This is a genomic window from Parvibaculum sp. (genome assembly GCF_030694575.1).
In the GTDB taxonomy this organism is placed as follows: Bacteria; Pseudomonadota; Alphaproteobacteria; order Parvibaculales; family Parvibaculaceae; genus Parvibaculum.
Genome location: NZ_JAUYUS010000107.1, coordinates 27,047 through 51,404, shown reverse-complemented (window position 1 = coordinate 51,404; position 24,358 = coordinate 27,047). Strand labels below are relative to the sequence as shown.

Genomic DNA, 24,358 nt, shown 5'->3' with positions numbered 1-24,358 from the left:
GAGCAAATTTCGGACGGGTTGCCGCCGGGATTGGCAGCTTGCGATGAAATTCGTTCGATATTTCAGTGAGATAGTCGAAGCGGCATGAATCGGCATGCTTCTTGAGAAGCAACCGGCCAAGCGCCGGAGCGATGCCCGCCGGGAGACGGGTACACCGCGCGGAATAAAAGCCGGGGACAAGTCCGCCGGCGCATAACGGAGAGAGACGGATGACCGACAACACAAAGTTCCGGGGGCTTGTCCGCAGCGGCGCTGTGGGCCTGGCGGCAGCCTCCTTTGCGCTACTGGCGACGGCGGGCAGCGCCTTCGCCCAGGAAGAAGCACCGGTATTGAACGCCGGCGACACCGCCTGGATGCTCACCTCGACCGCGCTGGTCCTGATGATGACCATTCCGGGTCTTGCGCTTTTCTACGGCGGCATGGTCCGCAAGAAGAACGTCGTCGCCATGACGGCGCAGAATTTTGCCATCGCGGCGCTGATGTCCGTGGTCTGGATGGTGATCGGCTATTCGCTGGCCTTCCAGGATGGCGGCTCGATGAATGCCTATATCGGCGGCCTCGACCGGCTCTTCCTGAGCGGCATGGGCGTCGACGAGCTTTCGGGCACGATCCCCGAAAGCGTCTTCATGACCTTCCAGATGACCTTCGCGATCATCACCCCCGCCCTCATCACCGGCGCCTTCGCCGACCGCATGAAGTTTTCCAGCATGCTGGTCTTCATGGCGCTCTGGCTCGTCTTCATCTATGCGCCGATCTGCCATTGGGTATGGGGCGGCGGCTTCCTCAGTGAAGACGGCGTGCTCGACTTCGCCGGCGGCACCGTGGTGCACATCAATGCCGGTGTCGCGGGTCTCGTCGCCTGCCTCGTGCTCGGCCCGCGCAAGGGCTTCGGCACCGAGAACATGGCGCCGCACAATGTCGTACTCACGATGGTCGGCGCGTCCCTGCTCTGGGTCGGCTGGTTCGGCTTCAACGCCGGTTCGGAACTGGCGGCCGACGGCCGCGCCGGCATGGCGATGGCGGTCACGCAGATCGCAACGGCAGCAGCCGCGCTCGCCTGGATGTTCATCGAATGGATCGTCCACCGGAAGCCCACGCTGCTCGGTCTTGCGACCGGCGCGGTGGCGGGTCTCGTCGCGATCACGCCCGCGTCCGGCTTCGTCGATCCTTCCGGCGCGCTCTGGATCGGTCTCGCGGCGGGCATCGTCTGCTTCCTCGCCTCGACGAGCCTGAAGAAGGCGATCGGCTACGACGACGCTCTCGACGTGTTCGGCGTCCATGCGATCGGCGGTATCGTCGGCGCCGTGCTGACAGGCGTCTTCGCCTCCGCCGCCATTACCGGCGCGGATGCGCCGCTTGGCGGCCTCGAAGGCAACTGGGCCCAGGTCGGCATTCAGATCAAGGGCATTATCGCCACGATCGTCTATTGCGGGCTGGGCACGTTCATCCTGCTGATGGTGACGAAGCTCTTCTTCGGCCTGCGCGTGACACCGCAGGAAGAAGTGGAAGGTCTCGACATAAGCCAGCATGGCGAAGTGATCCAGTAAGCCTCTCCACACCGCACGAAACCAAAGGGCGCCCCTCGGGGCGCCCTTTTTGTCTGTGCAACCCGGCTCACACCTATGGAGGGATCGATCCGTAGGCTGACCGTTGCGGAGGCGGCTGCACAGAATTTGTGCACAACCTCGCACACCAACGGGCATCGCCTCCGCATTGCCTTCCGGGGCAGCACAACATCTGCCGGAAACACCCGCAAAAGGCCGGGATTCCACTGTTTCCCGGCATCCCTCCGCGCGGCACGGTTCTTGATTGTAAGCTGGAGCCTGAGCCCGGACGGCCGTTTCAGAAGGAAAGCGTTTCGGGACCGGGTGAACAACGCGCGTCGGCGGGGCGAGGCCTATCCGGCGACAGAAAAGAGGAAACTCAAATGAAGCTCGTTATGGCGATCATCAAGCCATTCAAGCTGGACGAAGTCCGTGAAGCGTTGACCGCGATCGGCGTCCAGGGCCTGACCGTGACGGAAGTGAAAGGCTACGGCCGTCAAAAGGGTCAGACCGAAATCTATCGTGGCGCGGAGTATGCGGTGAACTTTCTGCCGAAACTCAAGATTGAAGTGGTCGTGGCGTCCGACCAGACCGACGCAGTGGTGTCCACCATCAGCGGTGCCGCCAAGACGGGTCAGATCGGCGACGGCAAGATTTTTGTGATTTCCGTCGAGCAGGTGTTGCGCATCCGCACCGGCGAAACGGACGCGGAAGCTCTTTGATCCGTACAAGGATCGAGGTTCTTTCGTGAAATGGGGAAGGCAACCCTCTAACGAGAGAGGAACGATGACCAACACTGGAAGATATACACGTTTGGCGGGGATGGCGGGTCTCGCCGTACTGGCCATGACGGCTCCTGCGTTCGCGCAGGAAGTCGAAGAAGTGGCCGAAGAGGCCTTTGCGCTAAGCGCGCCCGATACGGCCTATGTGTTCAACACATTGCTGTTTCTGATGACCGGCTTCCTCGTCATGTTCATGGCGGCCGGTTTCGCAATGCTCGAAGCGGGTCTTGTCCGCTCCAAAAACGTCGCGATGCAGTGCACGAAGAACATCGCACTCTATTCGGTCGCCGGTATCATGTACTACCTTGTCGGCTACAACCTGATGTATTCGGGCGTCGACGGCGGCTATTTCGGCTCCATCGCGCTGTGGGGTGTGGACGATTCCGGCGGCGTAGCCGCGGACGGAACGGGCTACGCATCGGCTTCCGACTGGTACTTCCAGATGGTCTTCGTGGCGACCGCCGCATCGATCGTGTCGGGCACGCTCGCGGAGCGCATCAAGCTCTGGCCGTTCCTCCTCTTCACGGTTTTCCTGACGGGTTTCATCTATCCGATCCAGGGCGCCTGGCAGTGGGGCGGCGGCTGGCTCAGCGAGCTTGGCTTCTCCGACTTCGCCGGTTCGACGCTTGTGCACTCGACGGGCGGCTGGGCCGCTCTGATGGGCGCGCTCATTCTCGGCCCGCGTATCGGCAAGTACATCAAGGGCGGCGGCGTCAATCCGATGCCCGGTTCGTCCATGCCGCTCGCGACGCTCGGTACTTTCATCCTGTGGCTCGGCTGGTTCGGCTTCAACGGCGGCTCGGAGCTCGCGCTCGGTTCGCCTGACGAAGCCAACGCGGTCGCGACCATCTTCATCAACACCAACATGGCGGCTGCGGCTGGCGTGGTTGCCGCGATGGTCCTGACGCAGCTCCTCTACAAGAAGGTCGACATCACCATGGCGCTCAACGGCGCCCTGGCCGGCCTCGTCTCGATCACGGCGGAACCGCTCGCACCGACGCTCGGCTGGGCGCTCGGCATCGGCGCCATCGGCGGCGTGATCGTCGTCTTGACTGTGCCGCTCCTCGACAAACTCCATATCGACGACGTGGTGGGCGCGATCCCCGTCCATCTCTTCTGCGGTATCTGGGGCACCATGGCGGTGCCGCTGACCAATGCCGACACGAACTTCGCCGCACAGGCGACGGGCGTGATCTCCATCGGCATCTTCGTCGCCGTGACGAGCCTCGTGCTCTGGCTCGCCCTGCGCTTCACGGTCGGCATCCGCTGCACCGAGGAGGAAGAAATGATGGGGCTCGACAAGGCCGAGATCGGCGTCGAGGCCTATCCGGAGTTCGCGGCTCGCTAACGGCCGTTTCTCCAGGGCGGAGGTTCTTCCCTCGGACCTCCGCCTCTCTCCCACGGCCGTCAAACCCCTCGCCACCACTTTTCGGGGTTTGGCGGTGACACTGGAGCCCGGAGATTCCCTCTCCGGGCTCTTTTTTTATCGTCATCTGCCCTGAACAGGCTGGCACCGGCGAAGCAAGACCACTTTGCATAATATTTGTGCCTGTTGCCTCGAAACAGAGGTCAAACTCTAGGCACTGAGGGGCGCCGCACGCCGCCGCTTTCCCTCTTTTCCCGCTAAGCCGTTGATCTTGTGTGCCTCGTTCCCGGGCAGCTTCATGGCATGCCTCTTGATTGGGCAACACGCTGAAGAAAAGGGCCGCGCCCGTTCGCGAGAGCGGGAAGCGGCCAAACGCCTTTGCCGGCCAGAACAAAAAATCCGGCGAGGCGTCCCGGTGGCAACGAAAGGGAGATCCCTTCATGGATCCGATTGAAAGCGCAAGCGCCGGAATGGGCGCCGGCGGCGACGTGTTCTTTATTCTCGTAGGCGCCATTCTTGTCTTCGCCATGCATTCCGGCTTCGCCTTTCTCGAAGTCGGCACCGTGCGGCACAAGAACCAGGTGAATGCGCTGGTGAAAATCCTGGCGGATTTCGCCATCTCGACGATCGCCTATTTCTTCGTCGGCTATGCGGTCGCCTATGGCGTTGACTTCCTGGTCAGCGCAGCCGAGCTCAACGGCGCAACCGAAGGCTCGGCCTACGGGCCTCAGGGACTCTCGCTGGTGAAATTCTTCTTTCTGCTGACCTTCGCCGCCGCCATTCCCGCGATTATTTCGGGCGGCATCGCCGAACGTGCCCGCTTCTGGCCGCAAGCCATGGCGACCGCGATCATCGTCGGCCTCATCTATCCCTTCTTCGAGGGGCTCGTATGGAACGGTAATTTCGGCGTTCAGGCCTTTCTGGAGGAAGCGTTTGGCGCCCCGTTCCACGATTTCGCGGGCTCGATTGTCGTCCATGCCGTGGGCGGCTGGCTGGCGCTTGGTGCCGTCATCATGCTGGGCCGGCGCAATGGCCGCTATACGAAGGAGGGCAAGCTTGTCGGCTTTCCGCCCTCCTCGATCCCGTGGCTCGCGCTGGGATCATGGCTTCTCTGCATCGGCTGGTTCGGCTTCAACGTGATGTCCGCCCAGTCGCTCGAAAGCGTGTCGGGCCTCGTCGCCATGAATTCACTCCTTGCGATGGCAGGCGGCATCCTCGCTTCGCTGGTCGTCGGCCGGAACGACCCGGGCTTCATCCATAACGGCGCACTGGCCGGCCTTGTCGCCGTCTGTGCGGGCTCGGACATTATGCACCCGCTCGGCTCTCTCGTCGTCGGCGGGGTCGCGGGGGCGCTCTTCGTCGTAATGTTCGAGGCCTGCCAGCGCCGGTTCCGGATCGACGACGTGCTGGGCGTCTGGCCGCTGCATGGCCTTTGCGGCCTCTGGGGCGGCATCGCGGCGGGAATCTTCGGGTTGACGGAGCTCGGCGGCCTTGGCGGCGTCACCTTCCTCAGCCAGCTTGCAGGCTCGCTTGCGGGCGCCGCCTATGCCGGTCTGGCCGGCTTCGCCGTCTATGGCCTCCTGAAGATGCTGGTCGGCATCCGCCTCAGCACGGAGGAAGAACACCGGGGCGCCGACCTTTCGATCCACCAGATCGGCGCCAATCCCGAGTCGGAAGTGTCGCCGACCCGGTGAGAACAGACCGGAGCGGCTCGCGCGGAGCCGCTCCGGTTAACGTCCGGTTAAATATTTGCTTCCAATTGTGTGGATAAGGCGCGGGAATTCCACAGCTTTTTCCACTGGGTGAAGCGGTCCGGCCCACTGGACCGCTTCACTCGCCACGGCTAAGATCGCGCCGAATTTGGAATTTTAACCCTCGCGTCCCGCGCAATCCCTTGTGCGAGGCCCGCAAACCGCGCGAAATCCATGACGGCAAGCGCCGCTTTTTCACGGTTCGATGGCCTGCCCGATAGCCCCTTTCCGCGCCTCAACGCGCTGATCGAGGGGATCGAGCCGGGCAAGCCTCCGCTCGTCATGTCGCTGGGCGAGCCCCAGCATGCTTTCCCCCCCTTCGTGATGGAAGAAATCGCACGGAATGCGCCGCTTTTCGGCAAATATCCGCCCATCATCGGCACCACGGAGTTTCGCAACGCCGCCGCCGGCTGGCTGGGCCGCCGCTATGGCATCGAAGCCGCCGTGGGGAAGGGACTTGCACTCGATCCCGACCTCCAGATCCTCCCGGTGAACGGCACGCGCGAGGCTCTTTTCAGCATCGCCCAGGTGGCGACCCCGCCGGAGAAGACGGGCAGGCGCCCCGCAATTCTGATGCCGAACCCGTTCTACCAATGCTATGCGGCGGCAGCGCTCGCGGCGGGCGCGGAACCAGTTTATATCGCTGCCACGAAGGAAACGGGCTTCATGCCCGACTTCGAGGCGCTGCCGGAAGAGTTGCTGGCGCGGACCGCGATGATCTATTTCTGCAGCCCGGCGAACCCGCAGGGCTCCGTCGCGAGCCTCGACTATCTGATGCGGCTGATCCGGCTGGCGCGGACGCATGGCATTACGCTCGCGATCGACGAATGCTACGCCGACATCTATGACCGGGAACCGCCGGCGGGCGCGCTGCAGGCGGCGCTGGCCCTTGGCGGCAGCGGGCAAGGCGAAAGCGACCCCTTCGCCAACATCATCGTCTTTCATTCGCTCTCGAAGCGATCGAGCCTGCCGGGTCTGCGCTCCGGCTTCTGCGCCGGGGAGCGGGCGCTGATGCAGCGCTTCCGCAATTTCCGCAACATCGCCTGTCCCCAAGTACCGCTGCCGCTGATGGCGGCCTCCGCCGCCTGCTGGAACGACGACGCACACGCAAGCGCGAACCGCGACCTTTATCGTGCGAAGATCGACGCCGCCGAACGCGTTCTCGGCAATCGATTCGGCTTCTATCGTCCGCCCGGCGGCTTCTTCCTGTGGCTCGATGTCGGCGACGGCGAAAAGGCGACGCGCGAACTTTGGGCCCGGGGTGGCGTGAAAGTGTTGCCGGGAGCCTATCTATCGCGCGAAGATTCGCCTTACGGGCCGACGGGGAATCCCGGTGCCGCCTATATTCGCGTGGCGCTGGTCGACGGCCAGTCCGAAACCGAGCAGGCTCTCGCGCGCATGGCGGAGGTTCTGTGATCGGTACGTCCGCGAAGCGAGGCCGCTCCGCAGGCGGAAAGCCCGTGCGCAAACCGCGCGGCACGAAATCGGGAGCGGCTTCCCGAAAGCAGCAGGGGCCCCCGGCCCATCGGAGGATGCAGCGCGTGAGGAGGTGGCTCGTCAACCCGCTCACCTATCTGCCCCCGGCAGTGAACGCCTTTCTCGGGCGCCGCGTCGTGGAAGGGGCGGGCGTCGTGCTGGTTGCGCTGGCGGGCTTCGGCATTCTCGCCGTGCTGAGCTGGTCGATCGACGATCCGAGCCTCAACAACGCAACGACGCGTCCGCCCGGCAATTGGATGGGCCTTCCCGGCGCCTATGTCGCCGACATATTGCTGCAGACACTCGGCCTCGCCTGTCTGCTTCTGCTGCTGCCGCCTTTTGTCTGGGGCATCCGCGCCTTCTCGCACCGCCTGTCGAACTACATCGTCTTCCGCGTCGCCGCATGGCTTGCCGGCACGCTCACCGCCGCGGCCTTTCTTGGCGCGCTTCCCCGCTTTGCTTTCTGGCCGCTGGCGCTCGGCCTTGGCGGTGTTCTGGGTGACGCGCTCGCTGCGCTGGGACTGAGCATTTTCGCGCCGCTGACCGGCGAAGCGATGGCTTATACGCTGACGGCGCTGATTGCCGCGCCGGCTGCCTTCTTCCTGATCCTCTTCGCAACCGACACCACACTTGCCGATCTTGCCACCGCCGCGGAACGTCTGCGCAACTGGCGCGCGGCGGAGGAAGAGGAAGAAGAGGACCGCCTCTATACCGGCGCGGCCCGGCCCCGCCGCCGTGGCGCATTGGCGGACGAACCCGTGCGGCCGCACCGGCCGGACGTCGAACCCAGCCGCCTTCGCATCCTGATGTGGGAAGCGGGCGACCGGGTGACCGACTGGCGCGACCGGTTCCTGCGGCGCGGCGACTACGCTCCCCTGACCGCCGAGGAGATTGAGGCGGCGCGTCAAGGCCGGCTTGGCGAATTCGGCCGCCGCAGCGAGGAAAGCGCGAGCGAACGCCGGGCGCGCCGCCGCGAGGCGAGGGTGGCCCGCGCCGCCGAAGAACGGATCGAACCAACGATTTCGGAGAAGCCCGCGCCCCGCGTGAGCCGCGGCACCACAAAGCCGGTAAAGCCATCCAACCGCGCCGCGCGCGAAGCCCAGCCGAAGCTGCCGTTCGAATCCTCCGGCGACTATCAATTGCCGCCTCTCAACCTGCTGACGAAGCCGAAACCCTCGGCCATACCGGCCAAACTTACCGACGACGCCTTGCAGCAGAACGCCCGGCTTCTCGAATCCGTCCTCGACGATTTCGGTATCCGCGGCGAAATCATTTCCGTGAATCCGGGCCCCGTCGTCACGCTCTACGAACTGGAACCCGCGCCCGGCATCAAATCCTCGCGCGTGATTTCGCTTGCCGACGACATCGCCCGCTCGATGAGCGCCGTCTCGACGCGCGTCGCCGTGGTACCCGGCCGCAACGCGATCGGCATCGAGCTGCCGAATGCACGGCGCGAAACCGTTTACCTGCGCGAGCTTCTCGAGACGCAGGAATATGAGAATTCGAGTTCAAAGCTGACGCTTGCGCTCGGCAAGAATATCAACGGCGAGCCTGTGCTCGCCGACCTGACCCGCATGCCGCATCTTCTGATCGCCGGCACGACAGGCTCCGGCAAGTCTGTCGGCATCAACACCATGATCTTGTCGTTGCTCTACCGGATGTCGCCGGAGCAGTGCAAACTCATCATGATCGACCCGAAGATGCTGGAACTGAGCGTCTATGACGGCATCCCCCATCTTCTCGCGCCCGTCGTCACCGAACCGAAGAAAGCGGTCGTGGCCCTCAAATGGGTCGTCAAGGAGATGGAAGACCGCTACCGCAAGATGTCGAAAGTCGGTGTACGGAATATCGACGGCTACAATACGCGCGTTTCGGAAGCGAATGCGCGCGGCGAAGTTCTGGTGCGGACCGTGCAGACGGGTTTCGACAAGGAGACGGGGGAAGCCATCTACGAGGAAGAGGAGATGGACCTTTCGCCCATGCCCTTCATCGTCGTCATCGTCGACGAAATGGCCGACCTGATGATGGTGGCCGGCAAGGAAATCGAGGCGGCCGTGCAGCGCCTCGCGCAGATGGCGCGCGCCGCCGGTATCCACATCGTGACCGCGACGCAGCGCCCCTCCGTCGACGTCATCACCGGCACCATCAAGGCCAATTTCCCGACCCGCATCTCGTTCCAGGTGACCTCGAAGATCGATAGCCGCACTATTCTGGGCGAGCAGGGCGCCGAACAATTGCTCGGTCAGGGCGACATGCTCTACATGGCCGGCGGCGGGCGCATTCGCCGTGTGCACGGGCCTTTCGTTTCCGACGAGGAAGTGGAAAAGGTCGTGAGCTTTCTCAAGCGTCAGGGTGTTCCGGAATATCTGGAAGCGATCACCGCAGAGGAAGAAGAGGGCGGCGATCCCTTCGCTTTCGACGGTGGCGCCGGTTCCGGCGACGATCTCTACGACAAGGCTGTCGCGATCGTCGCCCGCGACAAGCGCGCCTCGACAAGCTATATCCAACGGCGCCTGCAAATCGGCTACAACCGCGCCGCGCGCCTGATCGAGCTTATGGAAGAGCAGGGCGTGGTCAGCCCGCCAAATCATCAGGGAAAGCGCGAGGTTCTTGTCGGCGACCACTGAAGAAGTTGTGCGCTTCATTTACCCGTTGCAAACCGAACGCCGCCAAAAGGCCCCGCCGGGCTCCACATTTTGCCACAAAAGGCCGCCATGATCTTCGTCATGAGAGACCTCGAACAGAACCACAGGTACCGGCAGCGCGTGCTGTTTGCCGCGGCGGTTGTCGGTCTTTGTCTCCTCTTTGCGACGTTCCTCTCCGCCAGCGGAAGCGCTCACGCCGAGACAGCCGACGGGATGGCGCAGACGCCGGTCGCGGCGTCGGCCGAAGCGCGCTTCAGCGAAGAAGATGAAAAGGCGCTTGCGGAAGCGAGTGCCTATCTCTCGTCGCTCGAGAATCTCCAGGGCAATTTTCTGCAAGTCGGACCGGACGGCTCGGTCGCCGAGGGCAAATTCTATCTCCGCCGGCCGGGACGTCTGCGCTTCGAATACGAACCGCCGGAAAACCTGCTGGTGGTGGCGGACGGTACCTGGGTGGCGGTGAAGGACAGCGCCGGACCGGCACAGCGCTACCCCATGGCCTCGACGCCGCTCAATCTGTTGCTCGGCAAGAACGTCAACCTGACCGATAGTGCCCGCGTCCTCAATGTCGACAGCCAGCCGGGAGCGCTTCTCATCACGCTGGCCGACCGCAGCGGCGAAGCGCCGGGCCAGATCACGCTGATCTTCGACCAGCCCACGCTGCAGCTCCGGCAATGGGTGGTGACCGACGCGCAGGGGCTGCAGACCACGGTCGCGCTGCGGAACGTCCAGTCGGGCATCCGGGCGGACAACGCGCTTTTCGTGCTCCGCGACGATCAGCGCCCGGCGATCGGCGGCAGGTAAGCCTTCCGGCGCTGGTATTGCGCCGCCGCGTCTATTATTCTCAACACAAGTTCCCTTTAAACGCCACGCCCCGGCCCTTACGGTCCATCCTTGCCTTGACCGGCCACCGGGGCGGCGTGGTACTTGTGAATTTGCATGACACGAAAAGCACATCGGCGACCGATCGTCGGCATCCCCTGCGACGTCAAGATGCTGGGACCGCATCCGTTTCACGCGGTCGGCGAGAAGTACCTCGCCGCCGTCGATGGCGGCGCCGACTGCCAGCCGATCCTGCTGCCCGTGCCGCGCGAACCCTTCAAGGAGGCCGCGGACCAGCTCGACGAGATTTTCGCCCTCTGCGACGGCATCTTCCTCACCGGCTCCCACTCGAACGTCCATCCCGAAAATTATGGCGGCACGCCGCCGCGCGAGGGCGTGCTGCTCGATCGCCAGCGCGACGCGCTGACGCTGACGCTCATCAGGCACTGCGTCGAGCGTAGCGTGCCGCTCTTTGCCGTCTGCCGCGGCTTTCAGGAATTGAATGTCGCTTTCGGCGGCACGCTTCACCAGCATATCCATGAAGTGCCGTCGGAGCCCGGCTTTGCGCCGCGCTTCGACCACCGCGAGAACAAGGACGACCCGCTCGACATCCAGTACGGCCCCGCCCATGACGTAATGCTGGAAGCAGGCGGCGCCTTCGAAAATCTGCTGGGCACACGGACGATTGAGGTAAACTCGCTGCATGGGCAGGGTGTGGCACGTATCGCCGATGCCCTTGTAGCGGAAGGACGGGCCGCGGACGGCACGGTCGAGGCGATGCGGGTGCGCGGAGCGGCGGCTTTCGCTCTTGGCGTGCAGTGGCATCCCGAGTGGAAATATTGGGAAAACCCGGTGTCGCAAAAGCTGTTCCGGGCCTTTGGAGACGCGGTGCGCGAAGCGGCGGCCGCGAACGCGGAAACGGAAAGAGTGGTGTCCCATGGCGATGGGCAACGAACAGGACGAGAAGGACGAGAAGGTCGGCAGCGAGGAAGACCTGATCAAGTGGCTTAAGGACCGCCGCATCACGGAAGTCGAGTGCATGGTGTCGGATATGGCCGGCATCGCGCGCGGCAAGATCATTCCGACCCGCAAATTCATCGCAGGCCTCAGCGATCGCTCGCTGAAGCTGCCGGAGTCGATCTTCGGTCAGACCGTGACCGGCGACTATGTCGACAGCGACTTTCTGGGCGACATCGAACCCGACATCATCCTCGATCCCGATCCCGCCACCGTCCGCGTCGTCCCCTGGTATGACGAGCCGACCGCTCAGATCATCTGCGATGCCAACTACCGCGACGGCCGGCCCGTGCCGATCGCGCCGCGCAACGTCCTGAAGCGCGTCCTCGCGCTTTTCGAGGAGAAGGGCTGGGCGCCCGTGGTGGCGCCGGAGATCGAGTTCTATCTCGCCGCCAAGAACATCGATCCCGATTATCCGCTGGAGCCGCCGGTGGGCGCCAATGGCCGCCAGGAAACCGCGCGGCAGTCCTACGGCATCGATGCGGTCAATGAGTTCGATCCGATCTTCGAGGACATGTACGATTTCTGCGAAGCTCAGAACCTCGATATCGACACGCTCATTCACGAGTCGGGCGCCGCCCAGGTCGAAATCAATTTCGATCACGGCGAGCCGCTCGAAATCGCCGACCAGGCGTTCCTCTTCAAGCGCACGATGCGGCAAGCGGCGCTCCGCCATGGCATCTATGCGACATTCATGGCAAAGCCCTACGAGGGCGAGCCGGGCAGCGCCATGCATATCCACCAGTCGATCGTGAGCGCGGAGACGGGCGACAATCTCTTCGCGACCAAGCAGGGCAAGGATACGAAGCTCTTTCTCGGTTACATCGCCGGCCTGCAGAAATATCTGCCCGACGCCATGGCCCTGATCGCGCCCAATGTGAACTCCTATCGCCGGATCGTCCGCGACCATGCCGCGCCCATCAATACGCATTGGGGTCACGAGAACCGGACGGTGGGCCTCCGTGTGCCGGAGGCGAAGCGGCAGGGCAGGCGGGTGGAAAACCGCGTGCCGGGCGCCGACGCCAATCCCTATCTCGCCATCGCGACGTCGCTCGCCTGCGGCTATATCGGCATGGTAAACGACCTGAAGCCGACGAAGGAAATGACCGGCAACGCCTATGACAGCAAGCGCTACGCGCTGCCGCGGCACCTTCTCGATGCGCTCGACAACCTGCGCACCGCGACCGAGCTGAAGGAAGTGCTCGGCGCCGACTTCGTGACGCTCTACATGGACGTGAAACTCACAGAACACGAGGCCTATCAGCAGGTCATTTCCGCCTGGGAGCGCGAGCATCTGCTGCTGAACGTGTGAGGCTGCGTTTTCCGACAGTACTTATGCCGACGAAATCCGGGGCCCGCATTATGGCCTGTACGGACTATTTTTGCGGACGGCGACGCGGATTATGGATACATTCGCAGCATGGAATGGCTTGCTGACCTTAAGGCCTGGTTCTCTGACAATGCCGCGTGGCTGAAGGGTCTCGCTGCGTTCCTAGGGGTACTTGGCACAAGTGTAGCTCTCATCGTCCGAGTTCGCGACAAACGCAATACATCGCCGGAGAGCATCAATGTAACGGCGAGCCCCAACCAAAGTTTTAGCCCGACAAACACTCAGAATGTTGTCATGACAGCGGATGACGGCTTTTCCTTGCTGACCAAGGAGATCTATTCCGATTTCAAGCAAGCAGTTAGGGAGCGGGACGAGGCTCGCGCTGAAATTAACACTCGAGAGGCGCTCTGGAAGCGAGTTGAAGAGGAGAACGAAGAACTCAAGAAGGCAATTGCTGCACTTACCGAGCAACAAGGCGCCCGAGCAGAAGTTGCAGTCGTGCACCTGCGCAAAGGCAGTACGGATGAAGCAAAAGCATTCTTTGCGCAGTTGGCGAGGGAAAGTGAGGTAAAAGGCCCAGAAGCGAATAAGGAAGCAGCACAGTTTTACTGTTACCTTGGCGCTCTTGCGTTCGTTGACAGCACCGAGCAGGCGATAACTGCGTACACAAAGGCATCGGAGCTAGACCCCGAGAACATTGAAGCATGGATTCAATTAGGCCAGCTTCAATTTCGATCAGGAAATCTGAGCGAGGCAGAAATCTCCTATCGCCGGGCGCTTTCGCTTGGAGAGATGCTGAAGGATGAACTTTTTGTGGCCCTTGCGCTTGCTGGTTTGGGCATCATTGCCCAGGTCCGAGGGGATCTGGTCACGGCAGAGGACCTTTTTAGACGCGCCTTGGCACTCAACGAAGCGCAAGGCCGTTTGGACGGTATGGCCGTAAATCTCGGGAACCTCGGCGTTGTGGCAAAGACGCTAGGCGACCTCCGTGCGGCCGAGAACCTCCATAATCGCGCGCTCGAAATAAATGAATCATTGGGCTTCCGAGACCGGATGGCCGACAATCTCGGCAACCTAGGAATCATCGCCTCAATACGCGTTAACCTTGAGGCAGCGGAAAACTTTCACAGACGTGCGCTAGCGATCTACGAAGCCACAGGAAACAAGGAGGGTATGGCAGGCACATTCGCCAACCTCGGTGTTGTAGCAAGAAAGCGCGGCGAATTGGATGCAGCAGAGGATTTCCACAAACGTGCCCTAGCGGTAAATGAAGAACTCGGCCGAAAAAAGGGTTGCGCGCTGGCGTTCGGAAATCTCGGAATTATCGCAAGTGAACGCGGGGATCACGAAACCGCTGAGAAGTTTCACTTGCGAGCTCAAGCTCTCAATGAGGAAATCGGGCACAGAGAGGGAGTGGCGCGAGATTTGATAAACCTTGGCGGGGTGGCAGCAGGTAGGGAAAATTTCCAAGCCGCCAAGGATTTTCTCCATCATGCCCTTTCGATAAGTAGGGAGCTGGGACATAAAGAGAGTATAGCCCGTAGCCTCACGAGCCTTGGCACCGTGGAGAAGATAGAGGGAAACTCACGAGAAGCGCAAAAGCTGTGGATGAATGCACGCGAGTTCTTCACTGAACTCGGAGTCCCAGAGGCAATTAGTTTCCTAGACCAAGAAATCGAAGACCTTGGCGTCAAAGATGATCCTGAGGTGAAAGATCAATGATTCTGGATGCGCTACCCGCATCTTTGAAGAATGCGGATCATTGCGGAAAGAATGCAGCCAACCCGTTGGTGGCCCTCCTTTCCACTTCCCCCTATAATCGCCCCATGACCAGCGATGCCTTCACACCTGCCGCGCGGATGCGCCTCGCCAAGCGCGAGTTGCTGATCCTCTGCGCGCGCATCGGCTACAATCCGTAGCCCGCGACCTCGCGCGCGGCCGTCTCGGCCGCGCACCCTTCCGAAAATTTCAACCGGAACCGGAGCAGACGAGATGTCGCAGACCGCCGCACTTTCAAATCAGACCAAACGCTGGCAGGAGATGGATGCCGCCCATCATCTCCATCCTTTCACGACGCACAAGGACCTCGCCGCAAAAGGCGCGCGCGTCATCACGCATGCCAAGGGCATCTATCTCTACGATAGCGAAGGCAAACGCATGCTGGACGGCATGGCAGGCCTCTGGTGCGTGCAGGTCGGTTATGGCCGCGAAGAGCTCGCGCAGGCCGGCTACAAGGCCCTGAAGGAACTGTCCTACTACAACAACTTCTTCCAGACGACGAACCCATATGCGGCGGAACTCTCCGACAAGCTTGCGGAAGTTTGTCCCGAAGGCATCGACCGGTTTTTCTTTGCGAATTCAGGCTCCGAAGGAAACGACAGCGCGGTGAAGATCATCCGCTACTACTGGAACCTGATGGGGAAGCCGGAAAAGAAGACCATCATCGCCCGCAAGAAATCCTATCACGGCGTAACGCTGGCGGCGGCATCGCTCTCCGGCCTTACGCATCTTCATCCGCAGGCGGACCTTCCGCTGCCGGGTTTCGTTCATGTCGAATGCCCCGACTGGTTTGCCGAGGGTGGCGACATGTCACCGGAAGAATACGGATTGAAGACCGCGCGGAGCCTTGAGGAGAAAATCCTCGAGCTCGGCGCCGGCAATGTCGCAGCTTTCGTGGCAGAGCCCGTGCAGGGCGCGGGTGGCCTCATCATCCCGCCAAAAGGCTACTGGGAAGAAATCCAGCGCATCTGTCGCAAGTACGACGTGTTGCTCCATATCGACGAAGTGATCTGCGGCTTCGGCCGCACCGGCCGGTGGTTCGGTTCCGACACATTCGGCATCGAGCCCGACATGATCAACATGGCGAAGGGCCTCTCGTCCGGTTATCAGCCGCTTGCGGCAGTCGGACTGGGCAAGCGCGTCGGCGATGTGATTTTCAATTCCGACCAGGAATGGTCGCATGGTTTCACCTATTCCGGACATCCGGTCGCCTGTGCGGTCGCACTCGCAAACCTGGAAATCATCCAGAAGGAAAAGCTGGTCGAAAAGGCCGGCGGCACGACCGGCGGGTACTTCCAGAAGAAGCTCGCCGAACTTGGCGAGCATCCTCTGGTGGGCGAAACGCGCGGCGTCGGGCTGCTCGGCGCGATCGAACTTGTGAAGGACAAGAAGTCCCGCGCGAAATTCGACAGTGCAAGAGATGTTGGCACGCATTGCCGCAATCACTGCTTTTCCAACGGTCTCGTGATGCGAGCCATCGGCGACACGATGGTGCTGAGCCCGCCCTTGACCATCACCGAGGCTGAAATGGACGAGCTTTTCAGCCTTGCCCGCCGATGCATCGACCTCACCGCGAAAGACCTCGGGGTCATTTGAAGAGCGGCCCGGGACGTCGTGTGGCGGTTTGACGCAGCCAGGTCCCGGATCAGGGGGCGCTCAAGGATCGGGCGGCAAATGCTTGATTGCATTGTCTGTTTACCCTTCCAAGGCGCTGTTAATCCACAGTTAGGCTACGTAAACAAACCATATTGAAGGTCTGCAATATCAAACCTATCTACTTGGTTATGAGGGCCGGACGTGAAGCTGCCCGGGTGACCTGCCCCCCGCTTGCCCGTGCGGTGTTCGAGCCCCCTTCCGGCGCCGGTTTTTCCCCTCCCGGTGCCACGCGCTAGTCGCGCGGTTGCGCCTCGCCTCCCCCCGGCGGGGCGCAACTTTTTTGTGCTCCCTGACGCAGACAAAAATGTCTCGAGCTTTTGCGCCGGCGAGCCAAACGACTAAGCTCGGCAGTCCACGAATCGCCCGGTGACCATTCAATTCCATGCCCCGCAATTTCGACGAAGCCAACGGTCAGCACCTCGAAATCTCCGACGCGGAGTTGACGGCGCTGGAAGCCGAGATCCCGATCCTTGCCGGGTTGCGGAGCTTTGCCGAGGAAGCGGCCAACATGCCCTGGTTCGCGAAGCTCGGCCGCCCCCTCGACCGCGAGGTCCGGGCGCTCGCGCGGTCTTATCTGGACGGACTCGGCTTTCCCGACGCGGAGCCCGCGCGGCTGCGCGACTGGACTGAAGCCGCCGACGCCGCCCTGTCGCTCGACATCGATCCGGCTCACTGGGAAGCGGAAGAGGGGCTGCGCGCCAGCCTTGCGAGCGACGCGCTGGAAATATTGAGCGAGGACGCGCTCAACATCGCCATGACTCATGTGTCGGCGCTGCTGGGCGAGCAGATCGGCATTGCCGTGCGGAACGCTGCCGACTTCTGGGAGGTCGACGACGAAGAGCTGCTGAATGCCGCTGCCGGCGCCGCGTTGCAGGCTGCGCATGGCGCCGCGCTGACGCTCATCGTGGATGCGGACGACGACCATCCGTTGCGCCGCAAGTTCGCGCTCTTCACGCGCGGCCGCTGGCCCATCGGCATCGCGGGCCTCACCCTCAATATATTCTGACTTTCCATTCCGATCCCCATTCCCGTCAGTCGAACAAGAAACGGACAGAAACTTGGACCTCAAGATTGCTACCTGGAACATAAATTCCGTCCGCCTGCGGATCAACCTTGTGGAACGCCTGATCGCGGAAGAGAGCCCCGACGTTCTTTGCCTTCAGGAAATCAAGTGCATCAACGACGCCTTTCCCCTGAAGGCCCTGAAGGCTGCGGGCTACGAGCACATCGCGGTGCATGGCCAGAAGGGCTATCACGGCGTCGCCACGCTCAGCCGCATTCCTTTCAAGAAGATCGACAGCATGAATTTCTGCGAGAAGGGCGATTGCCGCCATCTCGCCACCGATCTCGATATGCCGGGGGGCATGCGCGTCCACAATTTTTATGTCCCGGCCGGCGGCGACGAGCCCGACCCGGAAATCAACGAGAAATTCGCACACAAACTCGCCTTCGTACGCGAGATGACGCAGCTATACGACAAACACCGCACGAAATCCCAGAACCGCATGGTGCTTGTGGGTGATCTCAATATCGCTCCGCTCGAACACGATGTCTGGTCCCACAAGCAGCTCCTGAAAGTCGTCAGCCACACGCCGGTAGAAGTCGAACTCATGAACGAGCTGATCGCCTCTCACGACTGGGTCGACGTGATGCGCCGCTTCGTACCGGATACCGAGAAACTCTATTCCTGGTGGAGTTACCGCGCGAAAGATTGGCTCGCCGCCGATCGCGGCCGGCGGCTCGATCACATCTGGGTGACGCCGGCACTCGCCGACACGCCTGTGTCCATGCATGTACGCAAGGATGTTCGGGGGTGGGAGCGGGCGTCGGACCATGCGCCGGTAATCGCGACGCTGAGGCTTTAGCTGGGGGGCCAGCCTTCGGGGGTGAAGCACCTCGCCGCCGCCCGCTCCTGGGGTTCCTACCGATATACGCAGCCGTCCGGATTCGGGGGAACACGGCGACCGTCTTATTAGGGTAGATGCCCCATATTAGGGTATTGACCCTATTCGCACAAGGGGGCAGGTTCCGCTACAAAAGCGTCTTAACCGCTCTGCCGCTACGGCAAGGACCAAGGCAAGAACAAAAATCCTCATGGCAGCACCGAAGACCGCAGCACCGAAGACGAAAGACAGGATTCTCACGGCGAGCCTGAAGCTCTTCAACGAGCACGGCTATGACGCCGTGACCACCGCCCGTATCTCCGAAGAAGTGGGGATCTCGGAAGGCAATCTCTGGTACCACTTCCGCACCAAGCGCGACCTTGTTCGGGCGCACCAGCTCGCACTCTTCATCCTGATCGACAGGCGGCTCGCCATCCAATCGACGCCTCCAACGGTGCTGGACAGCTACGCGCAATTCAATCGCATGGTCTTCGAGGAAGTCTGGACCTACCAGTATCTTTATCGCGACCAGGCCGAATATGGCCGCACATCGCCAGAGCTGGAAGACCGGGTCCACCGCATCTATGAAATGACGACGAGCATGCTGATCCGTTTCTTCCGGCACATGATCGAAGCCGGCCACCTCGACATGCCGGACGACGAACTCGCGCCGCTCGCGGACAATACCTGGATGGTGATCCGCTATTGGCCCAGCTTCCTCCGCGAGACGCGCCGGGTCGTGAAGCTCGACAAGGCTGCGCTCAATGCCGGCATCCGCCACCACTTCGCGCTTTTCGAAACCCATCTGGCTCCGAAGGCGCGCGCCTATTTCGAGAAGAATGCCTACGCCTGAACGGACCCGTCCTGCGGAACCGGCTTCTTCTTCAGCGTCACGAAGGTCGCTGTGGAGCTTCCCGTCGCGATGAGCTTGCCGCTCGCCTCGTCGGTGAGCTCTCCCTCGATGAAGCCGACCGACTTGCCTCTCTTTATGACCTGCCCTGTGCCGATGATGCGGCCGGGGCGAGCCGGATTGAGCATGGAGACCTTGAGTTCGAGCGTCGGCGAAATCTGACCCCATTCGAGATCGAGACCGACCGCGAGGCTCATGACATCGTCCAGCATGGCGGCCACCATGCCGCCCTGAATACCGCCCCACATGTTACAGAGGTCGGCACTCGCATTGAACGCGACCTTGACGTAACGTTTTTCTCTATCGGCCTCGATGATTTCCAGACCCAGATAGCGGCTCGCCGGCGCCATGCGCTTGAACACCGCCTGGATATTCGGCGGCCAATCGCTCTTCGGTTCCGCCTGCCGCTCACTCATCCTGTCCCCTGCCCTTTATCCCTGAACCCGCCACGGCAAATCGCGCCGCCAGTTTCCGCAAATCCTCGCCAACAGAGTCGAGCCTGTCCGCAACCCGGGCCGCGACCGATCCGGCCATCTCCGGAAACTCGCCGAGAAGACGCTGGAACATATCGCGACCGATACGCAACGTGCAAAGAGACGTCACGGCGCGAACGGTTGTTCGCCGCCGTTCCGGCCCGAAGAGGGCTGTTTCGCCGATCAGGTCGCCCCGGTCAAGGCGCAGCGCATTCCTCCCCTCCACCGCATCGTCGACCAGCATAACGGCCTCCCCCTCGATGATGAGGTGGGCACAGTCGGCCTCCTCTCCCGCGGAGAAAAGCGTGGCGCCCGCCGGAAATTCGCGGCGCTCACAGGTGAAGGCGACGACCTCCAGCCGCACAGGGTCCAACCCCGCGAAGAGGTCGAGACGTTGCAGAAGGGCGACGGCGGGCTCAAGGCTCATGGGTCGAGAATAGCGGAGGCAAGCTCGCCTGTCTCCGACCGGCAGCGTTTGCACCCGGCCCCGGCCGGCGCTAAGAACAACGGAACCCAACCCGGCGCATGCCACAGCGGAGCCGCCATATGCTTTCCCCGTTACCCGTCATTGCCTGGGACTGGCCGAACCCGTTCATTCACGAAACCAGGGTCGAGCCCCAGCACATCGACGACTTTCAGCATACGAACAATGTCGTTTACCTCACCTGGATGGCGAAGACGGCATGGGAGCATTCGAAAGTGCTCGGTCTCGACTTCGCAAGCTATGCCAGGCTCAATCGCGGCATGGTCGTGCGCCGGCACGAACTTGAATATCTGGCGGCAAGCCACGAAGGGCAACGCGTGCTGATCGGCACATGGATTACGGCAAACGATGGAAAACTGAGACTGCGGCGGCGCTTTCAGATGGTGAATGGCGAAACGGGCGAAACATTGCTGCGCGGTTTGACGGACTTCGTCTGCATCAATATCGAGACCGGACGGGCAACGCGCATGCCGGCGGAATTCGTGGAAAGCTACCGGATCACCGCTGCGGGCGTCGACAACGCCTGAATCGGATGCCTGCGGCGAATCGTCCAATTGGCTTCACGCTCCCGGCGCGGCACATCGCTTTCTCTGCACACCGCCTTCAGGAGTTTTCCGTGGACAGGATCGACGGCTTCGTACTTATTCCGATCAACATCATCATGCTTGTTGCCATTGCATGCTACTTCTGGGGAGCAAGCGCTCTGCTGGTCGCGGCGCTGATCGGTACACCTCTGGCGCTCGGTGCCGTAGTCGCGCTCTCGCTGACGGCAAAGGCCTGACCGCCCGCCTATGCCGGCCTATGGCACGAGCCGGTATCCGCCCGCTTCAGTGACCAGGATTTCTGCGTTTGACGGATCTTTTTCTATTTTCTGTCGAAGCCGATAGATATGCGTCTCGAGCGTATGCGTCGTGACGCCTGAATTGTATCCCCACACTTCGGCCAGAAGCACATCGCGTCCCACGACCTTCGTCCCCGCGCGGTAGAGATATTTCAGGATCGAAGTTTCCTTTTCGGTAAGCCTGACCTTCTTGTCCTGAGCGTCCACAAGAACCTTGGCGCTCGGACGGAACGAATAGGGCCCGATCTTGAAAACGGCGTCCTCGCTCTGCTCATGACTTCTCAGATGCGCGCGGATGCGCGCGAGCAGGACGCCGAACCGGAAAGGCTTCGTGACGTAGTCGTTGGCGCCGGCATCGAGACCCAGTATTGCATCCGAGTCCGTATCGGCGCCCGTCAGCATGATGATCGGCACCTTTACGCCCGCTTTCCGCATCAGGCGGCACGCCTCGCGCCCGTCCATATCCGGCAACCCGACATCGAGCAGCACGAGATCGACATGGGCCCCGCGCGCATGCTCGAGACCCGCTCCGGCAGTCGCAACGGCAATGCAGGAAAACTCTTCGTAAAGCTGCAGCTGTTCGACAAGAGAATCGCGCAGCACATCGTCATCGTCGACAAGGAGGATTTTCTTTATCGCGCTCATATAACCATCAAAGCGAATAACCGAACCGCGCGACATGCGGTTCAAGTATCGGAAGAACTGGCTGCATCTGCATTTCATAGCGCCGCCAGCGTTCCGCGGAGCTTGAATAGATCGGCTGCGTCACCTGTGAGTAGGAGGGCGTCCGTATGGTTCCGCGAGCCAGTGCGTGTGCGGCTGGATCGTTTACCGCATCGTGCCAGGGAAGCCCGAGGAAATTCAGCGCCGGCTCGACTTCGCCACGAAGATTGGCGATGAGGTTTTCATACCGTATTTCGTGCACGTTGAGCGGCAACAAGGTCCGGTATTTCTGCCAGAGCGTCATGACCCTGTCATAGAAACGCGCGGAACCGTCGATTGTCAGGAAGTTCAGCATCGCTCCATTGGGCACGAAATCCTGCATGAAACAGGAGAGCACGCAGTCGGCCGGGTGGCGCAAGGCAAAGATGATGCGCGCTTCGGGAAAGATGCGATGAACAAGACCAACATGAACAATGTCGAGAGGCATCTTGTTGACGACGGTCATGCCTTCGAGATCGGCGCCTTCCTTTCGCAACTCCCCCCAGTAAATCCCGCGCGCCGCTTCGCGCTCCACCTCGCCCATTCTGGCGAGCGATCTGGGATAATCGAGAAGCGATTTCCTTACCGTACGCAGCAAGGGCTGCTCCTCGAACACTTGCACGTTCGGATGCGCATCGAATATCTGGTCCATTAACGTCGTGCCGGAGCGCGGAAAGCCGACAAGAAAGACGGGTGCCGCGGCATGGCCGGGCTCGCGTTCGATTTCCGGCAGCGGGTTCCAGCTCTTGACGAACTTCCCGGTGAAGACGCCGAGGAGTTCCTCGACTTCGTTGCCGAACTTTTGCCGATCGACACCTTTCAATGCCGGTAATTGGCTGGTGCGGTCGTTCATTCGGGTGAAATACTCGAAGGCACTCGCGACATCGCCCTGCTCGTCGCAGATCTGCGCCAGTTCGGAATAGAGAAGGCGCGCATCGGCGTGCCCCAGACTGCCGGTGTCGACACCCTCAAGGCGTTGCCGCAATTCAACCAGAAGCGCCGCGTCGTTCTTGCGCTGACGGCGGCGCGCTTTCGACCATGTGCGAAGCGCACCCGCACTTTCCGGATTTTCGGCAAGCGCCTTCTCCGCCCATGCAATGGCCTCATCGAGTTCGCCGAGCCGTTCATGGGTCGTCGCGAGCACGGTCTTGACCTGCAGCGGCACAGGATCGAGCCGCTCGATAGCCTTGTGGCAATAGACAAGGGCATCGCGGAAACGTCCCGCATCCGTCGCCGCCGACGCCGCGCGCATGTAAGGGCCCGCCTCGGCCGGCAGAAGTTCAATCAGCTTCTCGAAATCCGCAATCGCTTCGGCATATTGCGCCATATCCTGATAGAGCCGTCCGCGATTGAGAAACAGGTCCGGATAAGCGGGGTTGATCGCTTCGGCGCGCCGGTAGGAAAGGAGCGCCTCATCGGCCTTGCCCTGGTCGCGTTGCGCGTTGCCGAGATTGACCCAGACATTGACATGCCGCGGCATGAGCGCCGCCGCTGCCGCGATCAGCTTTTCGGCACTGGCCGCATCGCCCTTGCCCAGCGCCACGAGACCGAGCAGGTGAAGCGCGTCGGGATTTTGCGGCTCGATCTTCAGGATCGCTCCCGCTGCAGCCCCCGCATGATCGAGGCGGCCCGCCGCCAGATGACCGCCGCCGAGTTGCAGGGCCCGGGTGATCTCTTCACGCCCGAGCTGTGGCTTCACTGGAGCCGCGCCTGGCCGAAAGCCACCCCCGGCGCCCGGCATCCCCGTGACAGGCCGGGCGCTCGCAGAAGGCGGCAGTCCCACAGTCGGCTTGGCCGTTCCCGGCAACGGAAAGCCCGGGTTAAAGGATTTGCCGGCTCCCTTGGGAGGAGAATCTTTCGTCATCTGCCGTTTTCCGAATAATCAGGCGTACTTGCCGGAATGCGCGCGGAGTGTGCCATAGCCGGAGCCGCCGACCAACGCATGAAGTCTCTCGCTGGCGTTCAAGATGCCGAGAGCAAAGATTGCTTCCGGGCAGCGGGATGGCTCGGCAGATTTTACCCCCCGATGCCTCGGACGGGCACCAAATCTCACGGAAACCCGCGGCGTTCCGATGGCCCGATGTTTGCTCTTTACCCCGCATGACCGAAGCAATCGCCATCGCCCTCCCGCTCCACGCCAAGCCGGGCAAGCACAACATGGCCTCGGCGGCCTTCGACGCCTTGCGCACGGCCCGCGCCGAGGGACGAACGCCGGACGAGGGAAAGCTGACCTTCGGCGACCTCGTCGACACGCTCAACCCGCTCCAGCATATTCCGGTGATCTCCGAAATCTATCGGGGTGTGACGGGCGACAGCATCACACCACAGGCCCGCGTGGCGGGCGCCACGCTTTACGGCGGCCCGATCGGCCTCGTCGCCTCCGTTGTCAGCCTCGCAATTGCAGGCAATGGAGAGGACGGGATCGGCGACAGTCTCTACGCAAGCCTGATGCAGCCCGCAGAGGAAGGATCCACCCCCGCCCTGGCCGCGAACGAGCCCGACGGGAACCATGCGAAGAGCGAGCCGGTCGAAACGACCCGGCAAGCAAGCCTCGCCGGCGCGGCCCAGCCACAACGCCTCGCCGCCACCGCTCAGCAAAGCACCCAGCCCATGCCCAGGCTGAGCCCTGAAGCATTCGAGGCCCTGCTCGGCTCGTTCTCGAACCCCGAGACGATGCAGAAAACGAACGCCACCCTTGCTGCCGCTCTGGACCCGGCGGACGAGTCCGGCGAAACGCAGATGGACGGCCCGCCGGACGATTTGACGGACGTCATGCGGCAGGCTCTCGACAAGTACGAGGCGATGAAGTCCGCAAACACGGTCGCGGCCCGATAGAAAACGTCCGGCTGGCAAGAAGCCGCTCCGATCCTTAATCTGTCGCCATCATGACCGCCTCTCCA

The 24,358-nt window shown here is 62.0% G+C and carries 21 protein-coding genes; 17 read left to right on the top strand and 4 right to left on the bottom strand.

Annotated features, from left to right (window positions below):
* Positions 1-209: 209 nt before the first annotated feature.
* The 14 genes from Q8S60_RS15180 to Q8S60_RS15115 all read left to right on the top strand — a co-directional run bounded on the left by Q8S60_RS15180 (position 210) and on the right by Q8S60_RS15115 (position 18,901).
* The gene (locus tag Q8S60_RS15180; RefSeq protein ID WP_305275223.1) at positions 210-1,547 is read left to right on the top strand and encodes an ammonium transporter; all 1,338 of its coding nucleotides are present in this window, start codon (positions 210-212) and stop codon (positions 1,545-1,547) included.
* A 380-nt stretch (positions 1,548-1,927) separates the two neighbouring features.
* A complete protein-coding gene (locus tag Q8S60_RS15175; RefSeq protein ID WP_305275225.1) occupies positions 1,928-2,266 on the top strand; it encodes a P-II family nitrogen regulator in 339 nt (112 codons plus the stop codon).
* Between the two features lie 64 nt (positions 2,267-2,330).
* The gene (locus Q8S60_RS15170; RefSeq protein ID WP_305275226.1) at positions 2,331-3,674 is read left to right on the top strand and encodes an ammonium transporter; all 1,344 of its coding nucleotides are present in this window, start codon (positions 2,331-2,333) and stop codon (positions 3,672-3,674) included.
* Between the two features lie 458 nt (positions 3,675-4,132).
* Complete coding sequence (locus Q8S60_RS15165; RefSeq protein WP_305275227.1) at positions 4,133-5,386, top strand: ammonium transporter; 1,254 nt, start codon at positions 4,133-4,135, stop codon at positions 5,384-5,386.
* A 231-nt stretch (positions 5,387-5,617) separates the two neighbouring features.
* Entirely contained in the window at positions 5,618-6,859 is a 1,242-nt protein-coding gene (locus tag Q8S60_RS15160; RefSeq protein WP_305275228.1) for an aminotransferase class I/II-fold pyridoxal phosphate-dependent enzyme, read from the top strand.
* A gap of 116 nt (positions 6,860-6,975) precedes the next feature.
* Positions 6,976-9,546, top strand: coding sequence for a DNA translocase FtsK 4TM domain-containing protein (locus tag Q8S60_RS15155; RefSeq protein WP_305275229.1), 2,571 nt, complete (start codon positions 6,976-6,978; stop codon positions 9,544-9,546).
* Between the two features lie 87 nt (positions 9,547-9,633).
* Positions 9,634-10,365, top strand: a complete 732-nt coding sequence (locus tag Q8S60_RS15150; protein ID WP_305275231.1) for an outer membrane lipoprotein carrier protein LolA — start codon at positions 9,634-9,636, stop codon at positions 10,363-10,365.
* Positions 10,366-10,500: 135 nt separating this feature from the next.
* Positions 10,501-11,394, top strand: coding sequence for a gamma-glutamyl-gamma-aminobutyrate hydrolase family protein (locus Q8S60_RS15145; protein WP_305275232.1), 894 nt, complete (start codon positions 10,501-10,503; stop codon positions 11,392-11,394).
* A complete protein-coding gene (locus Q8S60_RS15140) occupies positions 11,321-12,712 on the top strand; it encodes a glutamine synthetase family protein (protein ID WP_305275233.1) in 1,392 nt (463 codons plus the stop codon). Before Q8S60_RS15145 ends, Q8S60_RS15140 begins: the two co-directional genes overlap by 74 nt.
* Before the next feature lie 108 nt (positions 12,713-12,820).
* Positions 12,821-14,452, top strand: coding sequence for a lipopolysaccharide assembly protein LapB (locus tag Q8S60_RS15135; RefSeq protein WP_305275234.1), 1,632 nt, complete (start codon positions 12,821-12,823; stop codon positions 14,450-14,452).
* 270 nt (positions 14,453-14,722) lie between these two features.
* Entirely contained in the window at positions 14,723-16,105 is a 1,383-nt protein-coding gene (locus Q8S60_RS15130) for an aspartate aminotransferase family protein (protein WP_305275235.1), read from the top strand.
* A gap of 442 nt (positions 16,106-16,547) precedes the next feature.
* Complete coding sequence (locus Q8S60_RS15125) at positions 16,548-17,171, top strand: hypothetical protein (protein WP_305275236.1); 624 nt, start codon at positions 16,548-16,550, stop codon at positions 17,169-17,171.
* A 52-nt stretch (positions 17,172-17,223) separates the two neighbouring features.
* Entirely contained in the window at positions 17,224-18,030 is an 807-nt protein-coding gene (xth, locus tag Q8S60_RS15120) for an exodeoxyribonuclease III (RefSeq protein WP_305275238.1), read from the top strand.
* A gap of 229 nt (positions 18,031-18,259) precedes the next feature.
* Positions 18,260-18,901 carry a TetR/AcrR family transcriptional regulator gene (locus Q8S60_RS15115; protein WP_305275239.1) on the top strand — a complete coding sequence of 214 codons (642 nt, stop codon included), beginning with the start codon at positions 18,260-18,262 and terminating at the stop codon, positions 18,899-18,901.
* On the opposite strand, the gene Q8S60_RS15110 is transcribed toward Q8S60_RS15115, so the two are convergent.
* Both Q8S60_RS15110 and Q8S60_RS15105 read right to left on the bottom strand, forming a co-directional pair.
* Positions 18,892-19,374 (bottom strand): PaaI family thioesterase, encoded by a 483-nt coding sequence (locus tag Q8S60_RS15110; RefSeq protein WP_305275240.1) that lies wholly within the window; start codon positions 19,372-19,374, stop codon positions 18,892-18,894. The genes Q8S60_RS15115 and Q8S60_RS15110 overlap by 10 nt on opposite strands.
* Positions 19,367-19,858, bottom strand: coding sequence for a cyclic nucleotide-binding domain-containing protein (locus tag Q8S60_RS15105; RefSeq protein WP_305275241.1), 492 nt, complete (start codon positions 19,856-19,858; stop codon positions 19,367-19,369). Before Q8S60_RS15105 ends, Q8S60_RS15110 begins: the two co-directional genes overlap by 8 nt.
* 119 nt (positions 19,859-19,977) lie before the next feature.
* On the opposite strand from Q8S60_RS15105, the gene Q8S60_RS15100 reads away from it, so the two are divergent.
* Entirely contained in the window at positions 19,978-20,442 is a 465-nt protein-coding gene (locus tag Q8S60_RS15100; protein ID WP_305275242.1) for a thioesterase family protein, read from the top strand.
* A gap of 89 nt (positions 20,443-20,531) precedes the next feature.
* Positions 20,532-20,696: a hypothetical protein gene (locus tag Q8S60_RS15095; protein ID WP_305275243.1), complete on the top strand. Its 165-nt coding sequence runs from the start codon at positions 20,532-20,534 to the stop codon at positions 20,694-20,696.
* 18 nt (positions 20,697-20,714) lie between these two features.
* Here Q8S60_RS15095 and Q8S60_RS15090 read toward each other — a convergent pair whose 3' ends face one another.
* Positions 20,715-21,401 (bottom strand): response regulator transcription factor, encoded by a 687-nt coding sequence (locus Q8S60_RS15090; protein WP_305275244.1) that lies wholly within the window; start codon positions 21,399-21,401, stop codon positions 20,715-20,717.
* Positions 21,402-21,408: 7 nt separating this feature from the next.
* Positions 21,409-23,157, bottom strand: coding sequence for a tetratricopeptide repeat-containing sulfotransferase family protein (locus Q8S60_RS15085; protein WP_305668693.1), 1,749 nt, complete (start codon positions 23,155-23,157; stop codon positions 21,409-21,411).
* A gap of 401 nt (positions 23,158-23,558) precedes the next feature.
* Between Q8S60_RS15085 and Q8S60_RS15080 the strand changes: the two genes are divergently transcribed.
* Positions 23,559-24,293, top strand: a complete 735-nt coding sequence (locus tag Q8S60_RS15080) for a hypothetical protein (protein WP_305668692.1) — start codon at positions 23,559-23,561, stop codon at positions 24,291-24,293.
* Positions 24,294-24,358: the final 65 nt, after the last annotated feature.